Origin of the sequence: Streptomyces iconiensis (genome assembly GCF_028657195.3) — a bacterium.
Classification (GTDB): Bacteria; Actinomycetota; Actinomycetes; order Streptomycetales; family Streptomycetaceae; genus Streptomyces; species Streptomyces iconiensis.
Genome location: NZ_JANCPR020000016.1, coordinates 14,715 through 41,435 on the forward strand (window position 1 = coordinate 14,715; position 26,721 = coordinate 41,435).

Below are 26,721 nucleotides of genomic sequence, written 5' to 3' on the forward strand. Positions count from 1 at the left end.
ACGATCACGCGCCTCCGTTTCCGGTCGCGGCGAGCACGGCGGCGATCGCGAGCACGAGGGAGCCCGCGAGGAGCGCGCCGAGATAGGTCTGCACATTGCCCGTCTGGGCCCTGCGTACGGCGGCGCCCAACAGGCGCGAGCCGCGTCCCGCGCCGTTCACGTAGGCGTCGACGACCTCGCGGTCGAGGAAGCGTACGAGCCGCGCGGCGCCCTGTACGGGGCGTACGACCAGCGCCGTGTAGGCGGCGTCCAGGTGGAAGCCCGCTGCGGCGTGCCGGTGCAGCGGTCCGAGCAGCAGCAGTCCTGGATCGGCGTCGGTATCCGGGTGGAGCGCGGCGTGCGCCGTGGTGTGCCGCCAGGTCGCGTACGTCAGGATGCCGCCGACCAGTGCGACACCGGTGGCGAGCACGGACGTGGTCAGCGTCGGCGCGAGCGAACCGCCGTCGAACCAGTCGGGCAGCGCGAGGAAGCCCAGGCCGAACGCGAGTGAGGGCACCGCGAGCACCCATAGGACAACGGTCATGACGGCGGGTTCGCGCGGATGCCCATGGGCCTCACGCTCGGGCTCGGGGCTCGCCAGCTCGGTCTCGGGCGCCTGTGAGGGCACCTCGTCAGGCACGTGTTCGGCCGCCTTCTCGCTGTCCACGGCGAGCGGCGCCGACGCGGCCCGGCCCCGGAAGGCGAGCAGCCACAGGCGTGCCGCGTACGCGGCGGTGAGCAGCGCGGTGAGCAGTCCTGCCGCCAGGACGATCCAGCCGGCGGCCACGGGGACGCCGTGCTCGTCGCCGAAAGCGGCGTGCTCGGCTGCGGCGAGCACCGCCTCCTTGGAGAAGAAGCCGGCGAACGGTGGGATCGCGGCGAGCGCGAGCAGCGCGACACTCATCGTCCAGTAGGCGTCGGGGGCGCGCTTGGCGATACCGCCCGTACGGGCCATGACCGTGAGGGAGTTGGTGCCGGCGGCGTGGATGAGGACGCCGGCGGCGAGGAAGAGCAGGGCCTTGAACGCGCCGTGCGCCAGCAGGTGGAAGACGGCGGCGCCCCGGTCGGCGACGGCCAGCGCGCCCGTCATGTACGCGAGTTGGCTGAGGGTGGAGTACGCGAGTACCCGTTTGATGTCGTCCTGCGCGAGCGCGGCCAGTGCGGCGCCCGCCATGGTGACGGCCGCCATGAGCGCCATGACGACCAGCGCGACGGCCGAGGCGGCGAAGACCGGCAGCAGCCGCGCGACGAAGTAGACACCGGCGGCGACCATCGTCGCCGCGTGGATCAGCGCGGAGACCGGTGTGGGGCCCGCCATGGCGTCGGGCAGCCAGGAGTGCAGCGGGAACTGTGCCGACTTCCCGGCCACACCGGCGAGCAACAGGAGCGCGATCAGCGTGGGGCGCTCCAGTTCGAGCCCGGACAGCTCCGAGGTCAGGCGCGTGACGATCGAGCTGATGCGGAAGGTGCCCGCCTCGGAGGCGAGGGCGAGGATGCCGATGAGGAACGGCACGTCACCGAGCTTGGTGACCAGGAACGCCTTGAGGGACGCCGCACGCGCCGCCGGCGTCTCCCAGTAGTGCCCGACCAGGAAGTACGAGCAGATGCCCATGATCTCCCAGCCGACGAGCAGCACGATCAGGTCGTCGCTGTAGACGACCAGGAACATCGCGGCCGTGAAGAGGGAGACGAGCGCGGCGTAGGACGGATAGCGGGGGTCGTCGCGCAAGTAGCCGGTGGAGTAGAGCTGCACGCAGGTCGCGACGGCGCCGACGAGGACCGCGACGAGAACGGCGAACCCGTCCACGTTCAGGGCGAGCTGGATGTTCAGCGCGTCGTTGCCCGTGGGCGTCAGCTCCGTCGCGGCACGCAGCGGGGCACCGCCGCCCTGGCGTACCGCGACGATCACCGCGAGAACGGCGGCGACGGCGGTGGGCAGGACCGCGAGGGGGCGTACGAATCCGGGCGCGCTGCGGCCCGCGAGCAGACCGGCGACGGCGCCGAGGAAGGGCAGGACGGGAACGAGCGCTGCGAGGGTCATGGTGCTCACGCGTGCTGCCTCCCCGCGGGGTCGGGGCCTGGCCCCGGGCCGTTGTCAGTGGCGGGTGTCACACTCGCCTCATCGCTTGAACCGCCGCCCGAGCCGCCCTGTGGCCCCTCGCTCTCGCGGAGGTCCCTGAGTCTGTCGATGTCGCTGCTGCCGCGGTTGCGGTAGACGAGCAGCACGATGGCCAGACCGATGCCGATCTCGGCGGCGGCGATGGCGATGACGAAGAGGGTGAGCGCCTGGCCCGCGTGCAGTGCGTCGCGGAGCCAGACGTCGAAGGCGACGAGGTTGAGGTTGACGGCGTTGAGCATCAGCTCGACGGACATCAGCACCAGGATCACGTTGCGGCGTGCGAGGACGCCGTAGAGGCCGACGCAGAAGAGGAGGGCAGCGAGCACGGCGGGATAGGCGAGGTGCATCAACGCTCGCCGCCCTTCCGGCGCTTGGAGAGGACGATGGCGCCGACGAGCGCGGCGAGGAGCAGCACGGACAGGGCCTCGAACGGGAGGACCCAGTGCCGGAAGAGAGCGACCCCTGTGACCTTGGCCGAGCCGGCGACGGATTCGTCGAGGTCGATCCAGGTGGAGCGGAAGGCGTCGACGACGACGGTGACGAGCGTCGCCGCAGCCGCGAGGGCGACGGCGAGCGCGATCCAGCGGTTGCCGGAGTCCGCGTCGGCTGTCGCCTGGGCACGGACCTCGGCGTACGAGGGGTCGTCACGGGTGATGGGCGGGACTATGGGCGCCTTGGTGAGCATCAGTCCGAACAGGAGGAGGACGACGACGGACCCTACGTAGATCAGGACCTGGACCCAGGCGATGAACTCCGCCGTGAGGAGCAGGTATTCGACGGCGACACCACCGAGCGCGGCGACCAGCCAGAGCGCCGCGTGCACCAGCCGCTTGGTGGTGACGGTGACGAGTGCGGCGCCGAGGGTGGCGAGCCCGACGAGGACGAAGACGATCTCGACACCCGTCGGGGACAGAAACCCGGGGTGGCCGGCGGCGAGATTCACGCTTCGCCCTCCCGCGGCTCCGTCTGTGCCGGGTCATGGGACTGGGCCGCCTGGGACTGGCCCTGAGACGGAGCCTGAGACGGGGACTGTCCCTCTGCCGGGGCCTCTGCCGGGCCCTCTGCCTGTGCCTGGGCCTGGGCGGTGAGCTTGTCCGCTGTCTTGCGGGCCGCCGCCAGTTCCTTGGGTTCCTCGGCCGCCTCGTCGAGTGCGGGCGGTTCGGGCACGGTCCACATCCATTCGCGGAGCCGGTCGCGTTCGTGGGTCAGCTCATGGATGTCGGTCTCCGCGTACTCGAACTCCGGTGACCAGAACAGCGCGTCGAAAGGACACACCTCGATGCAGATACCGCAGTACATGCACAGGGCGAAGTCGATGGCGAAGCGGTCGAGGACGTTGCGGCTGCGCTCCCGGCCGCCGGGTGCGGCCGGCGGCACCGTCTCCTTGTGGGAGTCGATGTAGATGCACCAGTCGGGGCACTCGCGGGCGCACAGCATGCAGACCGTGCAGTTCTCCTCGAAGAGCCCGATGACACCGCGGGAGCGGGGCGGCAGTTCGGGTTGCGCGTCCGGGTAGTGCGCGGTGACCGAACGGCGGGTCATCGTACGGAGGGTGACGGCCAGGCCCTTGGCGAGGCCGGTGCCGAAGACGGGGCGTGACACGGCTACATCACCACCTTGACGACGCCCGTGAGGGCGATCTGGAGAAGGGCGAGCGGAACGAGCGTCGTCCAGGCCAGGCGCTGGACCTGGTCCTCACGCAGCCGCGGATAGCTGACCCGCAGCCAGATGACGCCGAAGGCGAGGACTCCGGTCTTCAACAGGGTCCACACCCAGCCGACCGAACCGGCGAACGGGCCGTGCCAGCCGCCGAGGAAGAGTACGGAGGTGAGCGCGGACAGGACGACGATGCCCGCGTACTCGGCGAGCAGGAAGAGCGCGAAGCGCAGTCCCGTGTACTCGGTGTAGGCGCCGAAGATGATCTCCGAGTCGGCGACGGGCGCGTCGAAGGGCGGCCGTTGCAGCTCGGCGAGGCCCGCCGTGAAGAAGACGACGGCACCGATGAGCTGCCAGGGCAGCCACCACCACTCCCACACGCCGAGGATGCCCGGCAGCGAGAGGGTGCCGGCGGCCATGGCGACGGAGGCGGCGGAGAGCAGCATCGGCAGCTCATACGCCATGAGTTGAGCCGCGGTACGCAGGCCGCCGAGGAGCGAGAACTTGTTGGCCGAGGCCCAGCCGCCCATGAGCGAGCCGAGGACGCCCACGCCCATCACGGCGAGGACGAAGAAGATCCCCGCGTCGATGGCGTGGACCACGCCGCCGTCGGGCGCGACGGGGATCGCGACCAGCACGAGCATGTACGGGATCAGCGCGACGGCGGGCGCGAGCTGGAAGACCCGCCGGTCGGCGCCGGCCGGGACGATGTCCTCCTTCTGCGCGAACTTGACGCCGTCGGCGACGAGTTGGGCCCAGCCGTGGAACCCGCCCGCGTACATCGGTCCGACGCGGCCCTGCATATGGGCCATGACCTTGTGCTCGGTCTGGCCCACGAGGAGGGGAAGGATGAGGAAGGCGAGGAGGACCGCGGCGATGCGCGCGGTGACGTCGAGGGCGTCCATCAGTCCTCCTCGCCTTCTCTCTCACCGTTCTCGTCCTCGGCCTTGCCCTTGCTCTCGCCCTGGCCTTCACCCTTGCTTTCGCTGGTGCTCTCGCCCTTGCCCTGGCCTTCGCCGGCGCTCTGGCCTCCGCCGGCGCTCTGGCCTTCGCCGACGCTCTGGCCTTCGCCCGTACCCTCGTCGGCCGCCGGGGCCGGCTTGTGCCAGGGTGCGTCGCCGCCGGGCGCGGGTCCGCTGCCGGGCGCGGGTTCGCCTCCTGTTGCCGGAGGGGCGGCCGTGTCCGGTGCGGCCGGAGAGGCGGCATCCTTCGGTGCCGCCTCCGGGGCCGCTGCCGAGGCCGCCTCCGGTGCCGCCTCGCCCGGGGTTCGCTGGCTGGCCGAGCCCGCGCCGGCCGAACGGGCGCGGCGGGGGCGGTCGGTGGCGCCCGCTCCCGCGCGGGAGCGGGCGGGGCGTGCGGGTGCCGGGGGGAGCTGGCCTTTGAGGGGGCCCCACTCGTTGGGATCGGGGACGCCGGGCGGGAGCATCTGGCGGCGCTTGGGCCCGCCGTGCCCCGACTCACCCGGTTCCTTGGCGCCCGGCCACGCCTTGGCGACACGGGCCGCGAGGACGAAGTCCTTGCGCAGCGGGTGCCCCTCGAACGCGTCGGGGAGCAGCAACGGGGCGAGGTGGGGGTGGCCGGTGAAGCCGACGCCGAACATCTCGTGGGTCTCGCGCTCGTGCCAGGCGGCGCCCGCGTACACGCCGGTGGCGGTCGCGAGTACCGGTGCCTCGTGCGGAACGGTCGTACGGACGAGCAGCCGCCGCAGCGGCGTGCCCGTACCGGGGTCGGGCAGCGCGACCACGTGCGCGCAGACATGGAACCCGGTGCCCGGCTCGTCGACGGCGCTCAGCCAGTCGAAGTAGGTGCATCCCAACTCGTCGCGGGCGACGGTCAGTGCGTCCACCCACGCCTCGGAAGGCACGTCGGCGGTGAGCAGTCCGTACGCTTCCGCTGCCGTGGCGCCCTCGCCGAACAGCTCGGGCGCGCTGCGCGGCAGCCAGCCCGCGGGCGCTGAGGGCTCGGTCACCGTTCGGCCCCCCGCTCGTCCTCGCCGGAGGACGCGGGGCGGGCCGGGGGCTCGACCAGGCCGCTGGTGAGCGCGGCGGCCGAGGGCCAGCTCTGCCCGCTCGCCGCCGCCCCGTCATCGTTGCCCGTTCCGGCACCGCCGTTGTCCGGCCCTGCGGCACCGTTGCCCTGCCCGGCGGCACCGTTGTCCGGCGCCGGCGTGTAGCGCTGGGCCGTCGACTCGTTCGCGATCTTCTCCTGGAGCTTCAGGACGCCCTGGAGCAGTGCCTCGGGCCGGGGCGGGCAGCCGGGGACGTAGACGTCGACGGGGATGATCTGGTCGACGCCCTTGGTGACGGAGTAGGAGTCCCAGTACGGGCCGCCGCAGTTGGAGCAGGCGCCGAAGGAGATGACGTACTTCGGTTCGGGCATCTGCTCGTGCAGCCGTTTGACGGCGGGGGCCATCTTGTCCGTGACCGTGCCGGAGACCACCATCAGGTCGGCCTGCCGCGGTCCGGGCGCGAACGGGATCACGCCCAGCCGGATGAAGTCGTGGCGTGCCATCGAGGCGGCGATGAACTCGATGGCGCAGCAGGCCAGCCCGAAGTTGAAGACCCAGAGGCTGTAGCGGCGGCCCCAGTTGAGGATCACCTTCATGGGCTGCGGCGCGAGCCGCGCGAGTGGCCCGAGCCGCATGGGCTCGGGCAGGTCAACCGCTGTGCCGGAGGAAGCGGGGGTGCCTGAGGCAGCCGGGAGGTTGCCGGGGTCCCCGTCCGGGGCTCTCGTTACGTCCATTCCAGGACGCCCTTCTTGTACGCGTACAGCAGACCGACGGCCAGGAAGCCGAGGAAGATGAACATCTCCACCAGCGTGATTCCGCCGAACCCCGGCGCCGCGAACACCGTGGCCCAGGGGAAGAGGAAGACCGAGTCGACGGCGAAGATGACGTACAGGAACGCGTAGACGTAGTAACGGACCTGCGTATGGGCCCAGTCCCCGCCCACGGGGTCGACACCGCACTCGTACGTCAGCATCTTCTCGCGCGTGGGCACGACCGGCCGCAGCAGCCGCCCCCCGACGAAGGCCACGCATACGAAGAGCACTCCGACCACCGCGACCAGCCCGACGACCGTATAGCCGTGGAAATAGTCCGGCACGTCCGCCCCGTCCTGTCCTGTGTTGGTGTGTCGGTGCTTGTCGATGGGTGCGTTCGACGATCTGTACGCACGGGAGTCTAGGCCCTGAGACGCCTGTAGAGGACCGTCGCGTCACACTCCGTGGTGCCACAGGTGGGGTTAACCCCACCGTCCGCCCCCGTACGCACCCCATGGCATCGGCCGGGGCGACCGGGCAGGCTGGGGCGTATGACCGCGAGCCCCCTGTCGCCTCCCGCCGCACCGGCCGAGTCGCCTCCCCCGCCCCGGCCGGTGCTGTCGGCACAGAGCTGTCGTGAGGTCGCGCACCTTCTCGTCAACCCGTTCTTCGACACCCTCGCCTTCGTCTACATCGTCTCGTGCGTCTTCGTGGGCGGCTTTCTCGCGATCACGGTCGTCGGACTGCCCGTACTCGCCGCCTGCCTGCTGGGCTGCCGCCAGATCGGCAAGGCCGAGCGCGCCCGTGCCCGCGCGCTGCTGCGGCTCCAGATCGACGAGCCCAGCCCGCTGCACGCGGAGCGGCCCGGGGTGCTGGCGTGGGTGTGGGCCCAGCTCAAGGACCCCGTTGCGTGGCGCCATGCGCTCTACTTCTTCATACGGCTGCCGTGGGGCTGGTTCACGTTCGGCGTGACCCTGATCTCGTTCGTCGCGTGGCCGGCGCTGCCGTGGGTGGCGCGTGGGCTGACCAACGTCGACCGCGCGCTCGTACGGACGTTGCTCTCGCCCTCCGACGAACTGGAGCGGCGGGTCGCCGAGTTGGAGTCTGATCGTGGGGTGGTGGTGGACACCGCCGCGGCCGACCTGCGCCGGATCGAACGCGACCTGCACGACGGCGCACAGGCACGCCTGGTCGCACTCGCCATGGAACTCGGCCTCGCCAAAGAAAAACTCCTCGAAGACCCCCAAGCCGGCGCCCGCATGGTCGACGACGCACACGGCGAAGTGAAACTCGCCCTCCAGGAACTACGCGACCTCGCCCGCGGCATCCACCCCGCCATCCTCACCGACCGCGGACTCGGCCCCGCACTCACCGCACTCGGCGGACGCTGCACCGTCCCCGTCCGCGTACACACCGACCTCAAAGAACGCCCCGCCGCCGCCATCGAAGGCATCGCCTACTTCACCGTCTCCGAACTCCTCCAGAACGTCAGCAAACACAGCGCAGCACACCACGCCTCCGTAGAGGTATGGCGCTCAGCCAACCGCCTCCTGATCCAGGTATGGGACAACGGACAAGGCGGCGCCACCGCCGAAACCGGCACAGGACTCGCAGGACTCGCCGACCGACTCAACGCCGTCGACGGACTACTCCTCCTCGACTCCCCCACCAACGGACCCACCACCATCACCGCCGAACTCCCCTGGCGATAAACCCGGCGGCGAGGCCGGCCCGCGAGCCGTGCGAGGGGCGAGCGGCGAGGGGTGGGCGTGAGGTGGGGAAAACCCCCCGTTCAGAACGCCTGCTCACGTCATTCCGGGGCGGGACCGTGGAACGGATGCTTGAGGCATGGCTAGGGAGACCGCAGTGCGGCGTTCATGGGTGCGAGTGTGTGTGGGAGCGCCGGTTTCGGGCCGGACGATGCGGGAGCTGCTGTACGCGTTCAGCGGTCTGCCCATCGCGGTGATCTCGTTCGCCTACGCGATCACCGCGCTGGCCACCGGCATCGGCCTGCTGATCACGTTCCTGGGGATCCCGGTGCTGGCCGTCGGCCTCGCGGGATGCCGGGGGCTGGGCCACATGGAGCGGGGCAGGGCGCGGGCGCTGCTGCGGCTGGAGGTGACGGAGCCCGAGCCGGTGCGTACCCTCCAGCGTTCCGGCGGACTGACCGCATGGGTGGGCGCGGTGCTGCGCAGCGGTGTCTCCTGGCGGCACATGCTCTATTCGCTGCTGCACCTTCCGTGGGCGCTGTTCAGCTTCACGGCGAGCCTGTTCTTCTGGCTGTACGGATGGGGGCTGTTCCTCTATCCCCTGTGGCAGTGGATCATCCCCTCGTACGCGCACAAGGCCCCGATGCAGATCAGCGACAACGGCCTCACCATCGGCGCTCCCACCGATCCCGACGCGTGGGTGCTGAACGACGCCGCCGGGACCACGCTCGTCGCCGCGTTCGGGCTGCTGCTCGTTCTGGTGACGCCGTGGATCGTCCGTGGGCTCGTACAGATCGACAAGCTGCTGGTCCTGGGCCTGCTGGGGCCCTCTTCGCTGGCCACGCGCGTATGGGAGCTGGAGTCTGATCGTGGGGTGGTGGTGGACACCGCCGCGGCCGACCTGCGCCGGATCGAACGCGACCTGCACGACGGCGCACAGGCACGCCTGGTCGCACTCGCCATGGAACTCGGCCTCGCCAAAGAAAAACTCCTCGAAGACCCCCAAGCCGGCGCCCGCATGGTCGACGACGCACACGGCGAAGTGAAACTCGCCCTCCAGGAACTACGCGACCTCGCCCGCGGCATCCACCCCGCCATCCTCACCGACCGCGGACTCGGCCCCGCACTCACCGCACTCGGCGGACGCTGCACCGTCCCCGTCCGCGTACACACCGACCTTGAAGAACGCCCCGCCGCCGCCATCGAAGGCATCGCCTACTTCACCGTCTCCGAACTCCTCCAGAACGTCAGCAAACACAGCGCAGCACACCACGCCTCCGTAGAGGTATGGCGCTCAGCCAACCGCCTCCTGATCCAGGTATGGGACAACGGACAAGGCGGCGCCACCGCCGAAACCGGCACAGGACTCGCAGGACTCGCCGACCGACTCAACGCCGTCGACGGACTACTCCTCCTCGACTCCCCCACCAACGGACCCACCACCATCACCGCCGAACTCCCCTGGCGATAAGGCCCTGGAACGGCCCGGTGCCTGTCCGCTCAGCTCCCCTCAGCGCCTTGCCCCTTCAGCGCCTCACTGCCTCACCGCCGCCCCGCCCCTCCCTCTCCCCCTCAACCGTCCCCGTGCGCGCGTTCGCACTGGCGCGCGTACCGTCCGTCGCCCGATGGGCTTCAGGGGGAAAGCGTCCCGCGATCTGGGATGCTGGGAGGGTCGTGGCCGGGCTGGGTGGGGGGAGCGTTGTGGAGCGCAGGGTACGCGTTGTGATCGCGGAGGACTCGGTGCTGCTGCGGGAAGGACTCACGCGGCTGTTGACGGACCGGGGGTACGAGGTCGTCGCGGGCGTCGGTGACGGGGAAGCGCTGGTCAAGACGGTCGCCGAGCTGGCGGCCGAGGGGCAGCTCCCGGATGTGGTGGTGGCGGACGTACGGATGCCGCCGACGCACACCGACGAAGGAGTGCGCGCGGCCGTGCGACTGCGGGAGGCACACGCGGGGCTCGGTGTGCTGGTTCTGTCGCAGTATGTGGAGGAGCAGTACGCGACGGAGTTGCTGGCCGGTTCCAGCAGGGGGGTCGGCTATCTGCTCAAGGACCGGGTGGCCGAGGTGCGGGAGTTCGTGGACGCGGTGGCACGCGTCGCCGAGGGCGGTACGGCGCTCGACCCCGAGGTGGTCGCGCAGCTGCTCGGGCGGAGCCGTAAGCAGGATGTGCTGGCCGGGCTGACCCCGAGGGAGCGTGAGGTACTGGGCCTGATGGCAGAGGGCCGCACGAACTCCGCGATCGCACGGGAGCTGGTGGTCAGCCACGGCGCGGTGGAGAAGCATGTGAGCAACATCTTCCTGAAGCTGGGCCTCTCACAGAGTGACGCGGATCACCGCCGGGTGCTGGCGGTGCTGACGTACCTGGATTCGTAGCGGCACAGGAGCGGGGCCGGTCGGCGCGCGATGGCGGCACCGGGCGGCGAGGAACGGCGGCTACGGGCGGGGACCAGGGAAAACAGGGCACTTGAGGAGCGCCCAAGGGGGTGGGCAGACCGTGGGAGCCCAGGGTGAACACGTGTCTCAGAAAGCTGTCCAGCATGGGATCACCTTCGGGAAGGCAACCCTTAGCGACGTACGATGGCGAGCGAGCCGCCGCCTTGAGGGAGGTCCGATCCACAGTGACCAGTCAGGTCAGTAGCCCAGTCGGGCAGCAGTCCGGCCCTGAGAAAGGGCAGGACAGCGGACGCGACACCGGCAGCAAGGAGATCCGGCGCCTGGACCGGGTCATCATCCGGTTTGCGGGAGACTCCGGTGACGGCATGCAGCTCACCGGTGACCGCTTCACATCTGAAACGGCTTCGTTCGGGAACGACCTGTCGACGCTGCCGAACTTCCCGGCGGAGATCCGCGCGCCCGCGGGTACCCTGCCCGGCGTCTCCAGCTTCCAGCTGCACTTCGCCGACCACGACATCCTGACCCCGGGCGACGCACCCAACGTGCTCGTCGCCATGAACCCGGCGGCGCTGAAGGCGAACATCGCCGACGTGCCGCGGGGCGCCGAGATCATCGTCAACACCGACGAGTTCACCAAGCGGGCCATGGCGAAGGTCGGCTACGACTCCAACCCGCTGGAGGACGGCTCGCTCGACGGGTACAGCGTGCACCAGGTGCCGCTGACGACGCTCACCGTCGAGGCACTCAAGGAGTACGACCTGGGCCGCAAGGAGGCGGGGCGCTCCAAGAACATGTTCGCGCTCGGCCTGCTGTCGTGGATGTACCACCGGCCCACGGAGCAGACAGAAGCGTTCCTTCGGCGGAAGTTCGCGAAGAAGCCGGCGGTCGCGGAAGCGAACGTCTCGGCGTTCCGCGCGGGCTGGAACTTCGGCGAGACCACAGAGGACTTCGCCGTCTCCTACGAAGTGGCCCCGGCATCGGCCGCGTTCCCGCCCGGTACCTACAGGAACATCTCGGGCAACCTCGCACTGTCCTACGGCCTGGTCGCCGCGTCTCAGCAGGCGGACCTGCCGCTCTTCCTCGGCTCGTACCCCATCACCCCGGCCTCCGACGTGCTGCACGAGCTGAGCAAACACAAGAACTTCGGCGTACGCACCTTCCAGGCCGAGGACGAGATCGCGGGCATCGGTGCCGCGCTCGGTGCGGCTTTCGGCGGTTCGCTCGCGGTGACCACCACCTCGGGGCCGGGCGTCGCGCTCAAGTCCGAGACGATCGGGCTCGCCGTCTCGCTCGAACTGCCGCTGCTCATCATCGACATCCAGCGCGGCGGCCCCTCGACCGGCCTGCCGACCAAGACCGAGCAGGCCGACCTGCTCCAGGCGATGTTCGGCCGCAACGGCGAGGCACCGGTGCCGATCGTGGCCCCGTCCACGCCGGCCGACTGCTTCACGGCCGCACTCGACGCCGCCCGTATCGCACTGACGTACCGCACCCCGGTCTTCCTGCTCTCGGACGGCTATCTCGCCAACGGCTCCGAGCCCTGGCGCGTCCCGGACGTGAACGAACTCCCTGACCTGCGCACACAGTTCGCGACCGGCCCGAACCACGAGCTGGACGACGGTACCGAGGTCTTCTGGCCGTACAAGCGCGACCCGCACACGCTCGCCCGCCCCTGGGCCGTACCCGGCACCCCCGGCCTCGAACACCGCATCGGCGGCATCGAGAAGCAGGACGGCACGGGCAACATCTCCTACGACCCCGCCAACCATGAGTTCATGGTCCGCACCCGTCAGGCCAAGGTCGACGGCGTCGACGTGCCCGAGCTGGAGGTCGACGACCTGACGGGCGAGGCCAGACTGCTGGTGCTCGGCTGGGGTTCGACCTACGGGCCCATCACGGCCGCGGTACGCAGAATCCGCAACAGCGGCGGCGAGATCGCGCAGGCCCATCTGCGCAACCTCAACCCGTTCCCCCGGAATCTCGGTGAGGTGCTGCGGCGTTACGACAAGGTGGTCGTACCCGAGATGAACCTCGGTCAGCTGTCCACTCTGATCCGCGCCAAGTACCTCGTCGACGCACAGCCTTATACGCAGGTCAACGGCATGCCCTTCAAGGCAGAGCAGCTCGCGACCGCACTCAAGGAGGCCATCGCAAATGGCTGAGACTTCTCCTGGTCTCGCTCAGGAGGCTCCTCCCAACGGGGATGCCGCCGCCAAGGGGCCCGAGGCACTCTCGCTGGTGCCCAGGGCCGTGGGCAAGCAGACGATGAAGGACTTCAAGTCCGACCAGGAAGTCCGCTGGTGCCCCGGCTGCGGCGACTACGCCGTGCTCGCCGCCGTCCAGGGCTTCATGCCCGAACTCGGTCTGGCGAAGGAGAACATCGTCTTCGTCTCCGGTATCGGGTGCTCCTCGCGCTTCCCGTACTACATGAACACCTACGGGATGCACTCCATCCACGGCCGCGCCCCGGCCATCGCCACGGGACTGGCCTCGGCGCGGCAGGACCTGAGCGTGTGGGTGGTCACCGGTGACGGCGACGCGCTGTCCATCGGCGGCAACCACCTGATCCACGCGCTGCGGCGCAATGTGAACCTGAAGATCCTGCTGTTCAACAACCGGATCTACGGCCTCACCAAGGGGCAGTACAGCCCCACGTCGGAGGCCGGAAAGATCACGAAGTCGACCCCGATGGGATCGCTGGACGCGCCGTTCAACCCCGTCTCGCTCGCACTCGGCGCCGAGGCCAGCTTCGTCGCCCGTACGGTCGACTCGGACCGCAAGCACCTCACCAGCGTGCTGCGCGCGGCGGCCGACCACCCTGGCACGGCGCTCGTGGAGATCTACCAGAACTGCAACATCTTCAACGACGGCGCCTTCGAAGTGCTGAAGTCCGCCTCTTCTCCGCAGGCGGAGGACAAGGCGCAGGAGGCCGTGATCCGGCTGGAGCACGGCGAGCCCATCCGCTTCGGTGCGCCCGCCGAGGACGGCCTCGGCTCCCAGGGCGTCGTACGCGACCCCGCCAGCGGTGAGCTGCGCATCGTGGACGTACGGGAGGAGGGCACCGCCTCCGTGCTGGTGCACGACGCCTCGGCCGACTCGCCCGGCACCGCGTTCGCGCTCTCACGCCTCGCGGACGCGGACACGCTGTTCCACACGCCCATCGGCGTGCTGCGCGACGTGCGCCGTCCCGTGTACGAGAAGGAGATGGCGGAGCAGCTCGAACGCGCCGTCGAGCAGGGCGGCAAGGGCGACCTCTCCGCGCTTCTGCACGGCAGCGACACCTGGACCGTCGTCGGCTGACGTACAGACACGTACGGACGTACGGCCTGACAACAGGCAGAGGCCCGGCACCACTTGTGGGTGCCGGGCCTCTGCCGTGCCCTCACCGCACGGCGGACGACGGGCGGCGGGCGGGCAGCGGCCAGCGGGGCGGGGGCAGCGGGCGACAGGACCAAAATCCGGAACGGAAATGACAGCCGGGCCCGTCGGCCGTTACCTTCTGTCTGCCGGAGTCACGATCGGGAGGGTCCATGAGGACGCGAACCACGGAACGCACGGGCCTGATGTACGGCTTCGCCGCCTACGGCATGTGGGGGCTGCTCCCGCTCTACTGGCACGCGCTCAAGGACACCGGCGCCGCCGAGGTGCTGTCCCAGCGGATGGTGTGGTCACTGCCCACCGCACTTGTCATCCTCGTGCTGCTGCGCCGCTGGTCCTGGATACCCGCGCTCGTCCGCCAGCCCAAGAAGCTCGGCCTGGTGCTGCTGGCGGCCGTCGTGATCACCGTCAACTGGGGCCTGTTCATCTGGTCGGTGGCCGCCGACCGGGTGCTGGAATCCTCCCTCGGCTACTTCATCAACCCGCTCGTCTCCATCGCGTTCGGCGTGCTCATCCTGCGCGAACGGCTGCGCCCCGCACAGTGGGTGGCCGTCGGCGTCGGAGCGCTCTCCGTGGTCGTGATGACCTTCGCGTACGGCAAGCTGCCGTGGCTCTCCCTCTGCCTGGCGCTCAGCTTCGCCACCTACGGGCTGATCAAGAAGCGCATCAAGCTGGACGGTGTGGAAGGGTTCAGCGCCGAGACGGCCGTACAGTTCCTGCCCGCGCTCGGCTTCCTCATCTTCCTCGGCGTGCGGGGCGACTCCACGTTCACCGCTGACGGCGTGGCCCACACACTGCTTCTGGTCTTCTCCGGTCTGGCCACCGCGCTGCCGCTGATCTTCTTCGGCGGCGCCGCCGTACGTCTGCCCCTCTCCACCATCGGCCTGCTCCAGTACATGGCCCCTGCCTTCATGTTCGTCCTCGGCGTCACCGTCTTCCACGAGGAGATGCCGCCCGAGCGCTGGGCAGGCTTCGCTCTCGTATGGGCCGCCCTCTGCCTCCTCACCTGGGACGCCCTGCGCAAGGCCCACAGGGGCCACGTCGAACTGCGCGAGGCGACCGCTGCCGCCGCGCAGGCTCGCGCCCAGGAGGAACGGGACGCGGCAGAGGGCCAGGACGCGACGGTGGAACGGGACACTCCGGACGGTCCGGCCCCCGTCTCGCCCCGCTAGCCGTCTCGCCCCGCTAGCCGTCTCGCCCCGCTAGCCGACTCGCCCCGCTAGCCGACTCGCCATCTCCCCGCGCCCCGCCTGCGGTTGCGCTGCGAGCGCTGCATGTGAGTGTGAGCGCTGCATGTCGCCGTCCGCCCCGTGGCGCCGTGGCGGGACCGAGCGGGTGTGCGCTCGGCGGGCTACGCCGTTATGTCGCGGCCGGTGAACCGTGCCCAGGCCGCCGAGCCGAAGACGGCGGTGTAAAGAGCCTGGACGCCGAGGTTCTTGAGGATGTCGTCCCAGTAGACCGGGTCGCGCAGAACGTCCGCGAAGCTGAGCCAGTAGTGCGGGAAGAGGAACGGGTGGACCGCGTGCAGCTGCGGGATCGTATTGACGATCTGCACGGTGATCAGCAGGCCCACCGTCGCGGCCATGGCGGCTATGCCGCTGTTGGTGAGCGTGGAGATGAACAGGCCCAGTGCCGCGAGGCCCAGCAGGCTGACCGCCACCAGCACCGCGACGGCGAGGCAGCGCAGCAGCCCCTCGCTGAAGGGTATGGCCGTGCCCGAGAGCAGGGTGACCTCCCCCGTGGGGAAGAGCAGAGCGCCGGTGATCAGGGCCGAGACGGCGACGGTGAGGGTCGCGGCAAGGCAGAAGACCAGCACCGTCGTGAACTTCGCCAGCAGCAGACGGGTCCGGCCCGAGGGAGCCACCAGGAGATAGCGGAGGGTGCCCGCGCTGGCCTCGCCCGCGACGGAGTCACCCGCTATGACGCCGATGCTCATCGGGAGGAAGAAGGGCAGGGTGGCGGCGAGCGAGGTGAAGACGAGGAACAGGCCGTTGTTGGTGATCTGCGAGATGAACGCGGGCCCCTCCCCGCCGCCCGAGCCGATCGAACCCCCGTCGCTGGTCTCGATCCTGACGGCGACCCCCACGAGGATCGGCACCGCGGCGAGCACCGCCAGCAGCGCCAGGGTGCGCCAGCGGCGGAAGGTGATGGTCAGCTCACTGCGGAAGAGCCCCAGCGACCACACGGCACGGGAGCGCGCCGGTGCTCCGGCGGCAGCGGCGCCGTCCGGCCGCTCGGCGCCGGGGCGCCCGGAAGCCCGCTCCTCGGTCAGTTCAGCCCGCGACATCAAAGCCCTCCCCGGTGAGCTGGACGAACACGTCTTCCAGCGAGGCGCGTTTCACCCCGAAGGCGCGGACCCTCACCCCGGCCTCCACCAGTGCGGCGTTCAGCTCGGCGAGGTCGGCAGCCGGGGGGTCGCCCGTGATCTCGTCCCCCTCGGTGACCAGGTCGGTGACGCCCCGCTCCTTCAGTACGCGGGCCGCTTCGGCCGTGTCGGGGGTGGTGACGGCCAGCTTGCCGCGTGCTCCCGCCGCCGACATCTCGGCGACGGTGCCCTGGGTGATGAGCCGGCCTCTGTTCATGACCGCGGTGTGCGTGCAGACCTGCTCGATCTCGTCGAGCAGGTGCGAGGAGAGGAAGACGGTGATCCCGTCTCCCGCCAGCTCGCGCACCAGGGACCGGATCTCGCGCATGCCCTGGGGGTCGAGACCGTTGGTCGGCTCGTCCAGGACCAGCAGTTCGCGGGGCTGGAGCAGCGCGGCGGCGAGGCCGAGGCGCTGTTTCATGCCCAGGGAGTACGCGCGTGCCTTCTTGCTGCCCGCAGCCGCCAGGCCCACCCGCTCCAGCGCGTGTCCGACACGTGCGGTGCGGGTTGCCGGGTCGGCTGTGGGGTCGGCGGCGTCGTACCGCAGCAGGTTGTCGCGGCCCGAGAGGAATCCGTAGAGCGCGGGGCCCTCGATGAGCGCGCCGACGCGGGGCAGCACATGGCGTGCCGCGCGGGGCATGGGCTCGCCGAGCAGGACGGCGCCGCCTTCGGTCGGCTCGATGAGGCCGAGGAGCATCCGGATGGTGGTGGTCTTGCCCGACCCGTTGGGCCCGAGGAAGCCGAAGACGCTGCCGCGTGGCACGGAGAGGTCGAGGGCGTCGACGGCGAGCTGGCCGCCGCGGTAGCGCTTGGTGAGTCCCCGGGTCGAGATCACGGCGCTGTCTGTGGTGCTCGCGGCGGTCTGCCCTGCCATGTGCCCCCCTCAACCTCTCCGTTCGGTGGCGTTCCGGCGCGCTTCCCCCCTGGTGGCGGGAGGCTGCGCCGTCCTCAAGTCCCGTACACGGCGTCCATGGGCGATGCCGTATACGGGGTGACCGTCGGGCGACGCCCGTACGCGTCCTACTTCGAGTCCGCGTTGGCCGCCTTGACGAGGCCGTCCTTGGTGACGGCTCCGACGTAGACCTTGCCGTCGTCGGTCATCAGTGCGTTGACGAGGCGGGTGCTGACGACACGGCCGGTGCCGAAGTCGCCCTTGACCTCGTCGGTGAGGCCGTCGAGCAGCTTCTCGGCGCGGTCGCCGCCCTTGCCCGCCTCGCCTTCCTTGCCCGCCGGGCCGTTCTTGCCGCCGATGCCGCCCGGCATGCCGGTGTCGAACGAGGCGACCTTGTTCCAGTCGCTGGCGCCCTTGTTGACGATGTCGAGGCCCGCCAGACCGGAGAGTCCGGGCTTCTCACCGTCGAACTTCTTGCCGTCGTGCTTCTTGCCGTCGAATGCCTTGCCTCCCGGCTTGGCGTGCGGCTTGGCCTCGGTGACCTTGGTGCCCTTCGGCGGCTTGAAGTCGAAGGTGCCGGCGGACGGCTTGCCGAAATCGACCTTGGCGTAGGCGATGTCGATGGCGGGCTTGTCGCCCTCCTTCGGCGTGAGCGTGAACTTCAGGGGCACGCCGTTGTCGGCGTCGACGGCTATGCGTATCGACTCGACGGTCGTGTCGGGTGCGCCCTTGGGCTTGATCACGAGCTGGTAGGCGTCCCGGCCCGCTATCTTCGCGGTGCCCTCGACGCTGACGGAGGTGGACTTCCCCACCGCCTTGAGTGCCTGCTCGGCGGCCTTCTGCGGGGTGACGGAATCGGGCATCTTCTCGTGGTCGGTACCGGGCGCCTTGCCCTTGGCGTCCCGGGGCGCCTTGGCGTGCCAGGCGGAGTTGGTGCCGCTGTCGAAGCCCCACACGTCCCGGTCGTTGTGGATGAGGCTGTACTCGGCGGCGTCCTCCATGACCGAGAGGCGCTGCTTGTCGGGCCCGTCGGCGGCGAAGCGCAGGGTGTGCTCGCCGGAGGCCAGCTCCATCAGTTTGCTGTCGGGAGAGGCGGCGGAGCCGCTGTCCTTCTTGCCGCCCGAGCCGTCCTCCGCGCCGGATCCGGCGCCGGGGCCGCCGCCGAAGCCGCCGCCTCCGGAGCCCGAGCCGGGTATGGACGGGAGCCCGAGGTCGGTATTGATCTTCACGGTGCCGGACATGTGCTGAACGTCCGAGGCGGCCATCTTGGCCACCAGCTTCTCGGCCGAGATCTTGGGCAGGTCGGGATTACCGGTGCTGGCGAGCGCGGGGACCAGGCCGACGGTGAGGGCAGCCACCCCCGCCACGGCAGCCGGTACGCCGTACCGCACTGCCTTGCTCCTGGTCTTCCTCGGTTGGATCTGTGCCATCTGTCTGTCCTACCTCCGTGGTCGGCGGCGGTTCCTAGGTCGCACTCGTCCACCCCTGGCCGCCATTCTCACCCGAATCGGTGCGGGGTGTGCTGCCTCCATGGCATCAAATCCGCAGCCGCCGCGCGTCAGCCGAGAGAGGCAACTCCCCGTACTCCCCCGGGATGACGTCCTCTCCACCTTTCGGTGAGGCGCCCGGCGCCAGGTCAGGCGCCCCGCCGCGGAGGCACGCCCGTTCGGGGCTCGCGCCCCAACGGCGTCCGGTGCCGGTGAGTTCACCCGGCGCGGTGGACCACGGCCGTGCACAGCGAGGTCAGTGCGGACTTCGCGGCGTTGTCGGGAAGCGGTGCGAGCATCTCGCGGGCCTCGTCCGCGTAGCGGACGGTGGAGCGGCGGGCCTGCTCCAGCGCGGGGTGCGCGCGCAGCGCTGCCAGCGCCTCCGCATGCCGTCCGTCGTCCGTGAGGTCCCCGCCGAGCAGCGCGCACAGCTCGTGGTCCTCGGCCGTCGCGTCCGGGGAACTCGCGCGCGCGCGTACGTACAGCACCGGCAGCGTCGGAATGCCCTCGCGCAGATCGGTACCGGGGGTCTTGCCCGACTCCCGCTCGTCGCTGGCGATGTCGAGGACGTCGTCGGCGAGCTGGAAGGCGACGCCGATCCGCTCGCAGTACTGGGTGAGCACGGAGACCGTGCGCTCGTCGGCCCCCGACATCATCGCGCCGAACCGGCCGGCGACGGCGATCAGCGAGCCCGTCTTGCCCGCGATCACATCGAGGTAGTGGTCGATGGGGTCGTGCCCGTCGGCGGGCCCCGCGGTCTCCATGATCTGGCCTGTGACGAGCCGTTCGAACGCTTCGGCCTGGATACGGACGGCCTCGGGGCCGAGGTCGGCCAGTATGTGCGAGGCGCGCGCGAAGAGGAAGTCGCCGGTGAGAACGGCGACGGAGTTGTCCCAGTTGGCGTTGGCGCTGGGGACACCCCTGCGTACGTCGGCCTCGTCCATGACGTCGTCGTGGTAGAGCGTCGCGAGGTGGGTCAGCTCGACAACCACGGCCGAGGGGACGACACCTGGCGCATACGGGTCGCCGAACTGTGCCCCCAGCGTCACCAGCAGTGGCCGGAAACGTTTTCCGCCGGCCTTCACCAGATGCTGGGCCGCCTCCGTGATGAACGGCACGTCGCTCTTCGTGGCCTCGATGAGGCCCTCCTCAACGGCCGCCAACCCTGCTTGGACATCAGCTTCAAGAGCCTGGTCCCGCACGCTCAGCCCGAAGGGCCCGACGACGGTCACGAGGGGTACTCCTGTCTGCGTACATGGAACGATCAGCGGGCAGCGGATCGCGCAGCGTTTTCCGGGACGGCACGTTCTCTCATTGGCCGAGTGTCACCCATTGGTTGAGTGTCACCAACACCTGGCAGCGTAACCGGTCACATAACGATCACGGTCGGCGCCCGCCCGTCAGACCGGTCTTGGCACGCCATGCGCGGACATACGGGATATGTTGCAAGTCACCTTTGATTGCGGTTTGCCGACGAGTATCCGGGACAGCAGAGGCACTCGAATCGCCGAACGTGTCAGGAGCACCACCCGTGACCCCCAAATCAAGCCAGAAGTCCGTCCCGGACAGTGGCGAGGAGAGAGCGGAAAGGGAGTTCCTGGGGCAGCCACGCGGGCTGTTGACGCTCTCAGGGCTTGAGGTCTGGGAGCGTTTCTCGTTCCTCGGGATGCAGGCCATCCTCGTGCTCTTCTTCTCCGCCTCCGAGGCGGACAACGGGCTCGGAATGGAGCCGGGCGCCGCCGCCTCCGTCGCCGCCGGATACAGCACCCTCGTCTACCTGCTGTCGGTGGCGGGCGGCTGGATCGCCGACCGGATGCTCGGCTCGTACCGCTCGGTGCTCTACGGGGGCGTGTTGATCGCCTGTGGTCACTACGCCATGGCCGTCCCCCATCCCGCCTCCACGTGGATCGGCCTCGGGCTGATCAGCGCGGGCACAGGCATGCTCAAGCCGAACGTCGCGGCCATGGTCGGCAAGCTGTACACCGCCACCGACGAGCGCCGCGACGCCGGTTTCTCGCTCTACTACATGAGCATCAACATCGGCGCCTTCTTCGGCCCGATCATCACCGGGCTGCTCGGCGAGGACATCAACTGGCACTGGGGCTTCTCGGCCGCCGCCGTCGGCATGACCTTCGGCCTCATCCAGTACGTCGCGGGCCGCCGCAACCTCGCGGGGCGCAAGGCGGCGGCAGAGTACGCGCTGCCGCCGGCCGCGATGCGCCGCGCGGTGTGGCTGATCGCGGGCGGCATCGTGGTGGCCGCCGCGCTGTGTGTGCTGCTCGCCTGGCTCGGCGCGCTGTCGCTCGCGGGGTTCGTGGACGCGCTCACCTACGTCGCGATGGCGGCGCCCCTCGCGTACTTCACGGTGATCTGGCGCAGCCCGCGCGTGAACCGCGAGGAACGCGGCAGGCTGCGGCCGTTCCTGGTGCTGTGGCTGGCGTCCGTGGCGTTCAACTTCGTGCTCTTCCAGTCGTACACGGTGCTCGTCCTGCTCACCAACGAGCACGTGAACACCAGCGTCTTCGGCTACCACGTGCCGTCCAGCTGGATCAGCTCCGCGCTCGGTGCCGTCTCCGTGCTGTCGGCGCCCTTCATCGCCGGCACCTGGCAGCGGATGGGCACGCGCCAGCCTCACGCCTCGAACAAGCTCGCACTCGGCGTGCTCCTCGGAGGGCTCGGCTTCTTCGTGCTGGTGCCCGCGCTGCTGGGCACATCGGGCGAGGCGTGGCAGCTCAGCCTCGTCTGGGTCGTGCTCGCCGTGCTGTTCATCGGCGTCGGCGACGTGCTGCTGGAGTCGACCGGCATGTCCGCGACGACCAAGTTGGCGCCGGCCGCCTTCAGCAGCCAGGGCCTCGCCCTGTGGTTCCTCTCGCTCGCGCTCGCCACCGGCATCCAGGCGCAGACCGTGAAGTTCTACGGGCAGATCAATGACGCGCTCTACTTCACCCTCAACGGTGCCGTCGCCGTCGTCGTCGCGCTGTGCGTCTTCGCGGCGGCGCCCTGGCTGCGCCGCACCATGCACCCCGTCCGCTGACCCGATCCCCCAGGTGTCCGAGGATTCCCCTTATGCACATCCGCACCATTGAAGACTTCCCCCACCGGATCGTCCGCGAGGACGTCTGGATCCCCCTGCCAGGGGGAGAGCGCCTGTACGCGCGCGTCTGGCGCCCCGTCACGGACGAACCCGTGCCGGTGCTCCTGGAGTACCTGCCGTACCGCCTGAGCGACTGGACGGCCCCGCGCGACGCGCAGCGCCATCCCTGGTACGCGGGCCACGGCTACGCCTCCGTACGCGTCGACGTACGCGGCCACGGCAACTCCGAGGGGCTGCCGGGCGACGAGTACGACGAGACGGAGCTGTCCGACGGCATCGCCGTCATCGAATGGCTCGCCGCACAGCCCTGGTCGACGGGCAAGGTCGGCATGTTCGGCATCTCCTGGGGCGGCTTCAACAGCCTCCAGCTCGCCGCACGCGCGCCCGAGGCGCTCAAGGCGGTCGTCACCGTCTGCTCCGCCGACGACCGCTACGACAACGACGTGCACTACACGGGCGGCTCCGTACTCGCCGTCGACATGCACGCCTGGGCTTCCACCATGCTCGCCTTCGTCTCCCGCCCGCCCGACCCCGCGCAGGTGGGCGACGCCTGGCGCGACATGTGGCAGCGCAGGCTGGAGGCCGTCGACCCGTTCATCCACACCTGGCTCGCCCACCAGTCCCGTGACGACTACTGGAGGCACGGCAGCGTCTGCGAGGACTACTCCTCCATCAAGGCGGCCGTCCTCGCCGTCGGCGGCTGGCACGACCCGTACCGCGACACCGTCCTGCGCCTGGTCGAGCACTTGGACTCGCCCGTACGCGGGCTCATCGGCCCCTGGTCGCACCAGTACCCGGACCGGGGTCTGCCGCCCGGACCCGCCATCGGCTTTCTCCAGGAGACGCTGCGCTGGTGGGACAAGTGGCTCAAGGGTGAGGAGACGGGGGTCATGGAGGAGCCGCTCCTGCGCTCCTGGATCAGCGAGTCGCACCCTCCGGCCACCGTCTACCCCGAGCTGGCGGGACGCTGGGTCGGCGACGACTCCTGGCCCTCGCCGAACGTCACCATGACCCCCTACGAGCTGCCGGGCAGCGGGCCCTTCCTCGTGCGCTCGCCTCAGCAGACCGGGGTCGACGCGGGCCGCTACTTCCCGTTCGGTAACGACTCCGACCTGCCGCCCGACCAGCGCGAGGAGGACGGGCGTTCCGTCTGCTTCGACTCGGCGCGGCTCGATGAGCGCGTCGAGATCGTCGGCCGTCCGCGGGTACGCCTGCGGATCACTTCCGACGTACCGCGCGGACAGGTCATCGCCCGCGTGTGCGACGTGGCGCCCGACGGCTCCTCCACGCTCGTCACGCGCGGCGTCCTCAACCTGCTCGCGCGGCACGGTCGCGACCGTGCGGTGGAGTGGGAGCCGGGCGCTACGGAGGACGTCACCTTCGAACTCAACGGGATCGGGCACGCCTTCCCGCCGGGCCACCGGGTGCGGCTCGCGCTGTCCTCCGCGTACTGGCCGTGGGTGTGGCCCCACGCGGGCAGCGAGGCCGGCTGGGCCCTCGACCCCGCGGCGAGCACGCTGGAGCTGCCCGTACGCGCTCCCGTCGCCGAGCGTGCGCCCATCCGCTTCGAGGAGCCCGAGCAGGCCGAACCGCTCGGCGTCCACTACCCCGCCGGCGGCGAGCAGCGGCCCGAGCGGGTCGTCGTACGGGATGTCGCCGCCGGGGAATGGCGGCTGGAGGTCGATCCGCGTTACGGGGGCACCCGTGTGTACCCGGACGGGCTGGAGTTCACCGAGGACGCGCTGGAGACGTACGTCATCCAGGAGGCCGACCCGCTCAGCGCGCGGACGCATTCGGCGTGGTCGGTCCGGCTGCACCGGCCCGACCTGGGCTGGGACGCGCGGGTGAACACCCGCTCCCAGATCACCACGGACGGGACCGACTTCCTCACCTCGAACGAGGTGGTGTGCACGGAGGGCGGCACCGAAGTGTTCCGCCGTAGCTGGGAACGGCGGATTCCGCGCACCGCGGGCTGAGCGGACACCGCGGGTCGAGCGCGCACCGCCGGTTGCACGAGCACTCCACCGGTGGCTGAACGAGTGTGGGGGAAGGCCGCGTGATGGCCTTCCCCCACACTCGTGCGCAAGGGGATCCGCCCCTGGAGAGAGGGCCCGGACAAGAGGCCCTAAGAGGGCGAGAGGTCCCATGAGGACACAACAGTGCTCTGAGAAGGCAAGAGGGCTCGGAGAAGGGCGCCGGGAAGGGGAACGCGCTACAGGGTGATCGCCTCGGCCAGGCGCCGGGAGGCGTACCCGGTGCCTACGACGAAGCGCATCACCGGCCCGTAGGAGGCCGCCGCCGGGAGCCCGGTGAAGTAGAGGTGGGGCACCGAGGACCGGAAGCCGGGGCCCAGGAGGGGTGCGGGGCCCGAGCGGGCGAGGGCCGCGCGGATACCGGGCCCGAGGAAGCCCAGCGATGAGATGTCGGGTCGGTAGCCGGTCGCGGCGATGATGTGGTCGGCCTCGATCGGCACCCCGCCGGCGAGTTCCAGTAGCGCGCCGCCGTACCGCGCGGCCCGCGTCCGCACGATGCGGCGCCCCTGGGTGACCCCGACACGTCCCGTGAAGCGCTCGCGCAGCCACCAGGCGCCCAGCGGGCCGAGGACACGGCGCACGAGTCCGTGGCGTACGGGGGCGGGCAGGTGGCGGAAGGTGCCCGCGTAGTAGGTGAGCCCGTACAGCGACCACGCGCGCCCGAAGGGCGATTCGGGGCGCAGCCGGGGCTGGTGGTCGGGAGGGTCACCGAAGCCGACGGCCATGCGTCCGCGCGCGACGACGCGTACGGAAGCTGCACCCGCCTCGGCGGCGAGGACAGCGGTCTCCAGCGCCGACTGGCCGGCGCCGACGACCACGAGGTCACGGTCGGCGAACTGCTTCATGTCGGTGTGCTGCGAACTGTGGGAGACGGGCCCTGTGGGGGACAGTCCGTCCGGCGCCGCGGCGGCCAGCGCGCGGGGCACATGGGCGAAGCCGGTCAGCCCGGAGGCGACGACGACGGCACGCGCGGCGCACAGCTCCCCGGAGTCGAGCTTCACCTCGAAACCTCCCCCGCGGGGCTCGACCGAGGCGACCCGTACGCGCTCCAGTCCGGGCACCAGTCGCCGCTGGAACCACTCCCCGTAGCGCGCGAACGTCTCCACGGGTACGAGGTCCCAGTCGGACTCGTACCGCCGCTCCCCCGCGGACTCGCAGTAGTCCACCAGTGTGTGTCCCGGCTGGGGCGCGTCGATGTTGGACGCTACTGGTGTCGATTTCAGGAGCATTCCCTCGGGCATGTGGTCGCGCCAGCTGACCATCGGCTCCCCGAAGACCCGGGTGTGCACTCCGCGTGCGTGCAGGTGCGCGGCGGTCGACAGGCCGTAGGGGCCCGCGCCGATCACCACTACTGGGGCGTGTCCGGTCGTCCTCACCAATTCCCTCCCCTTGATCGAGCGTTGCACGAGTTGATCGGGCGTTGTACGAGTTGATCGGGCGTTGCACGAGCGGTCTGCGGGGCCTGCCCACCGGGCCGGACCGTCCCCCGTGCGGTGGCCTCATGGGTGGCATCCATGGAGTGACCTCATGGAACGCCGTCCGCTGAGTGACCTCATGGACGGCAGGCGCGTGAGCGTCGCCACAGCTGCCACAGGTGCTTGATCCCCGGACGTACGAGCCGCGCGGCCATCACGGCTGCCGGGAGCGGGTCGTCGGCCGCACACCAGGCCAGTTCGGTGCCGCGCGGCTTCGCCGGTGTGTGCGGGGTGCGGTAGGCGCGGCCTCCCGCACGCGTGTAGGCGAGACGCGCGGCAGGGTCGATGTGCTCCACCATGTACCGCCGCCCGTCCCGCTGTTCGCCCTCGGGCACCGCGCGTCCCGTGAGGTCGAGGTGCTGGGCGCGTACGACGTCGAGTCCCGCGTCGTTCTCGAACAGCCGGAACTGGGCCCCCATACGGGGATTGAAGTCCAGTAGCTTGTACTGCCCGTCGCGGCGGTCGTAGCGCCAGTCGAGGTCGATGATCCCGGAGAAGCCGAGCTGCTTGACGAACTGCGCTGAGATCGCGGCCAGTTCGCGGTTGTCCGCCACGTAAGCGGCGGCCGTCATGCCCGCGTGCGGAGGCCAGGAGCGCACTTTCACGCCCGTGAACATCGTGCGGGGTTCGCTCTCCCCCGCGAAGTACGCGTGCACGATCCAGTCCTCCGCGTCCTCCAGGGGCAGATACTCCTGGAGGATCACGCCGGGCCGCTCGCCCCAGCCGCGTGCCAGTGCGAGCAGTTCACGTGGGCCCGCGATGCGCGTGGTGCCCGTGACGGCGGGACGTGCGCGGCGTACGAACGCCTCGCGGTTCTTGGCGACGACGGGGAAGCGTGCCGTGGCGGCGAAGCGCTCCACCGCCTCGTACGACTCGGGTGAGCTGCTGGCGGGCGAGGCCACGCCGTGCTCGGCGCACAGCTCGTGCAGGCCCTGCTTGCTCGCCAGCCGCCTCGGTAACTCCGGCTCCACGCGCGGGAAGAGGAAGTGCTCGCGCAGCTCACGCTGGTGCTCCGCGATGAGCACGGCGGCCTCTTCGTCCGTCGGGATCAGTACGGCGGGACGTCCCACACGGCGCCCGGCGCGCAGCAGCCCGGACAGCAGCCGGTCGGCGTCCTCGCGGCCCGAGGTGGGCCACACGAACGGCGCGCGCAGATAGCGCGAGCGGGCAGCGGGTGTCCAGCGGTCCTCGGTGATCGCGTACATCGGCACTCCGAGCCGGCCGAGGCTGCGGATCGCCCCGACTCCGCCGTGGTGCAGCGGGTAGTCTCCGATCTTCACGATCAGCCCGGGAACGGACCGGTCGATGCTGAAGCGCGCGCCCTTGCTCGCCACTCGTCCCCCCTACGGGCACGGCTCGGCTCGGCTCGCTGCTGGCCCC

General features: G+C 70.3%; 22 protein-coding genes. 8 read left to right on the forward strand and 14 right to left on the reverse strand.

The features are described from left to right. Positions 1 to 4 precede the first annotated feature (4 nt). The 8 genes from NMN56_RS17430 to NMN56_RS17465 form a co-directional block, all read right to left on the reverse strand. A complete protein-coding gene (locus tag NMN56_RS17430) occupies positions 5 to 2,029 on the reverse strand; it encodes an NADH-quinone oxidoreductase subunit 5 family protein (protein WP_274040390.1) in 2,025 nt (674 codons plus the stop codon). Beyond that, positions 2,026 to 2,445, reverse strand: a complete 420-nt coding sequence (gene nuoK, locus NMN56_RS17435; RefSeq protein ID WP_274040391.1) for an NADH-quinone oxidoreductase subunit NuoK — start codon at positions 2,443 to 2,445, stop codon at positions 2,026 to 2,028. The genes NMN56_RS17430 and nuoK overlap by 4 nt, the downstream gene beginning before the upstream one ends. Further along, positions 2,445 to 3,041 carry an NADH-quinone oxidoreductase subunit J family protein gene (locus NMN56_RS17440; RefSeq protein WP_274040392.1) on the reverse strand — a complete coding sequence of 199 codons (597 nt, stop codon included), beginning with the start codon at positions 3,039 to 3,041 and terminating at the stop codon, positions 2,445 to 2,447. The genes nuoK and NMN56_RS17440 overlap by 1 nt, the downstream gene beginning before the upstream one ends. Further along, entirely contained in the window at positions 3,038 to 3,640 is a 603-nt protein-coding gene (locus tag NMN56_RS17445; RefSeq protein ID WP_274040553.1) for a NuoI/complex I 23 kDa subunit family protein, read from the reverse strand. The genes NMN56_RS17440 and NMN56_RS17445 overlap by 4 nt, the downstream gene beginning before the upstream one ends. 62 nt (positions 3,641 to 3,702) lie before the next feature. After that, the gene (locus NMN56_RS17450) at positions 3,703 to 4,659 is read right to left on the reverse strand and encodes a complex I subunit 1/NuoH family protein (RefSeq protein ID WP_430542610.1); all 957 of its coding nucleotides are present in this window, start codon (positions 4,657 to 4,659) and stop codon (positions 3,703 to 3,705) included. Then, positions 4,659 to 5,723 (reverse strand): NADH-quinone oxidoreductase subunit C, encoded by a 1,065-nt coding sequence (locus NMN56_RS17455; RefSeq protein ID WP_274040393.1) that lies wholly within the window; start codon positions 5,721 to 5,723, stop codon positions 4,659 to 4,661. Before NMN56_RS17455 ends, NMN56_RS17450 begins: the two co-directional genes overlap by 1 nt. Continuing rightward, positions 5,720 to 6,496, reverse strand: coding sequence for an NADH-quinone oxidoreductase subunit B (locus NMN56_RS17460; RefSeq protein WP_274040394.1), 777 nt, complete (start codon positions 6,494 to 6,496; stop codon positions 5,720 to 5,722). Before NMN56_RS17460 ends, NMN56_RS17455 begins: the two co-directional genes overlap by 4 nt. Next, positions 6,487 to 6,858, reverse strand: coding sequence for an NADH-quinone oxidoreductase subunit A (locus NMN56_RS17465; RefSeq protein ID WP_274040395.1), 372 nt, complete (start codon positions 6,856 to 6,858; stop codon positions 6,487 to 6,489). The genes NMN56_RS17460 and NMN56_RS17465 overlap by 10 nt, the downstream gene beginning before the upstream one ends. Positions 6,859 to 7,065: 207 nt before the next feature. Here NMN56_RS17465 and NMN56_RS17470 point away from each other — a divergent pair, with 207 nt between their 5' ends. The 6 genes from NMN56_RS17470 to rarD all read left to right on the forward strand — a co-directional run bounded on the left by NMN56_RS17470 (position 7,066) and on the right by rarD (position 15,167). Continuing rightward, a complete protein-coding gene (locus NMN56_RS17470; protein WP_274040396.1) occupies positions 7,066 to 8,226 on the forward strand; it encodes a sensor histidine kinase in 1,161 nt (386 codons plus the stop codon). A gap of 136 nt (positions 8,227 to 8,362) precedes the next feature. Next, positions 8,363 to 9,694 (forward strand): sensor histidine kinase, encoded by a 1,332-nt coding sequence (locus NMN56_RS17475; RefSeq protein WP_274040397.1) that lies wholly within the window; start codon positions 8,363 to 8,365, stop codon positions 9,692 to 9,694. Positions 9,695 to 9,924: 230 nt separating this feature from the next. Then, on the forward strand, positions 9,925 to 10,596 hold the full coding sequence (locus tag NMN56_RS17480; protein WP_274040398.1) for a response regulator transcription factor: 672 nt from the start codon (positions 9,925 to 9,927) through the stop codon (positions 10,594 to 10,596). Between the two features lie 245 nt (positions 10,597 to 10,841). Continuing rightward, entirely contained in the window at positions 10,842 to 12,779 is a 1,938-nt protein-coding gene (locus tag NMN56_RS17485) for a 2-oxoacid:acceptor oxidoreductase subunit alpha (protein ID WP_274040399.1), read from the forward strand. A 103-nt stretch (positions 12,780 to 12,882) separates the two neighbouring features. Then, the gene (locus NMN56_RS17490) at positions 12,883 to 13,917 is read left to right on the forward strand and encodes a 2-oxoacid:ferredoxin oxidoreductase subunit beta (protein ID WP_274040555.1); all 1,035 of its coding nucleotides are present in this window, start codon (positions 12,883 to 12,885) and stop codon (positions 13,915 to 13,917) included. A gap of 230 nt (positions 13,918 to 14,147) precedes the next feature. Further along, the gene (rarD, locus tag NMN56_RS17495) at positions 14,148 to 15,167 is read left to right on the forward strand and encodes an EamA family transporter RarD (RefSeq protein WP_274040400.1); all 1,020 of its coding nucleotides are present in this window, start codon (positions 14,148 to 14,150) and stop codon (positions 15,165 to 15,167) included. 179 nt (positions 15,168 to 15,346) lie between these two features. On the opposite strand, the gene NMN56_RS17500 is transcribed toward rarD, so the two are convergent. The 4 genes from NMN56_RS17500 to NMN56_RS17515 form a co-directional block, all read right to left on the reverse strand. Beyond that, a complete protein-coding gene (locus tag NMN56_RS17500; RefSeq protein ID WP_274040401.1) occupies positions 15,347 to 16,282 on the reverse strand; it encodes an ABC transporter permease in 936 nt (311 codons plus the stop codon). Continuing rightward, positions 16,269 to 17,234 carry an ABC transporter ATP-binding protein gene (locus tag NMN56_RS17505; protein WP_274040402.1) on the reverse strand — a complete coding sequence of 322 codons (966 nt, stop codon included), beginning with the start codon at positions 17,232 to 17,234 and terminating at the stop codon, positions 16,269 to 16,271. The genes NMN56_RS17500 and NMN56_RS17505 overlap by 14 nt, the downstream gene beginning before the upstream one ends. 146 nt (positions 17,235 to 17,380) lie before the next feature. After that, positions 17,381 to 18,682, reverse strand: coding sequence for a LolA family protein (locus NMN56_RS17510; RefSeq protein WP_274040403.1), 1,302 nt, complete (start codon positions 18,680 to 18,682; stop codon positions 17,381 to 17,383). Between the two features lie 275 nt (positions 18,683 to 18,957). Then, complete coding sequence (locus NMN56_RS17515) at positions 18,958 to 19,971, reverse strand: polyprenyl synthetase family protein (protein WP_274040404.1); 1,014 nt, start codon at positions 19,969 to 19,971, stop codon at positions 18,958 to 18,960. A gap of 299 nt (positions 19,972 to 20,270) precedes the next feature. On the opposite strand from NMN56_RS17515, the gene NMN56_RS17520 reads away from it, so the two are divergent. Together NMN56_RS17520 and NMN56_RS17525 are read left to right on the forward strand one after the other, a co-directional pair. Then, complete coding sequence (locus NMN56_RS17520) at positions 20,271 to 21,773, forward strand: peptide MFS transporter (RefSeq protein ID WP_274040405.1); 1,503 nt, start codon at positions 20,271 to 20,273, stop codon at positions 21,771 to 21,773. Between the two features lie 32 nt (positions 21,774 to 21,805). Then, positions 21,806 to 23,809, forward strand: coding sequence for a CocE/NonD family hydrolase (locus NMN56_RS17525; protein ID WP_274040406.1), 2,004 nt, complete (start codon positions 21,806 to 21,808; stop codon positions 23,807 to 23,809). 236 nt (positions 23,810 to 24,045) lie between these two features. On the opposite strand, the gene NMN56_RS17530 is transcribed toward NMN56_RS17525, so the two are convergent. Then, complete coding sequence (locus NMN56_RS17530; RefSeq protein WP_430542612.1) at positions 24,046 to 25,245, reverse strand: NAD(P)-binding domain-containing protein; 1,200 nt, start codon at positions 25,243 to 25,245, stop codon at positions 24,046 to 24,048. Positions 25,246 to 25,418: 173 nt separating this feature from the next. Continuing rightward, on the reverse strand, positions 25,419 to 26,675 hold the full coding sequence (locus NMN56_RS17535; protein WP_274040408.1) for a carboxylate--amine ligase: 1,257 nt from the start codon (positions 26,673 to 26,675) through the stop codon (positions 25,419 to 25,421). Between the last annotated feature and the right edge of the window lie 46 nt (positions 26,676 to 26,721).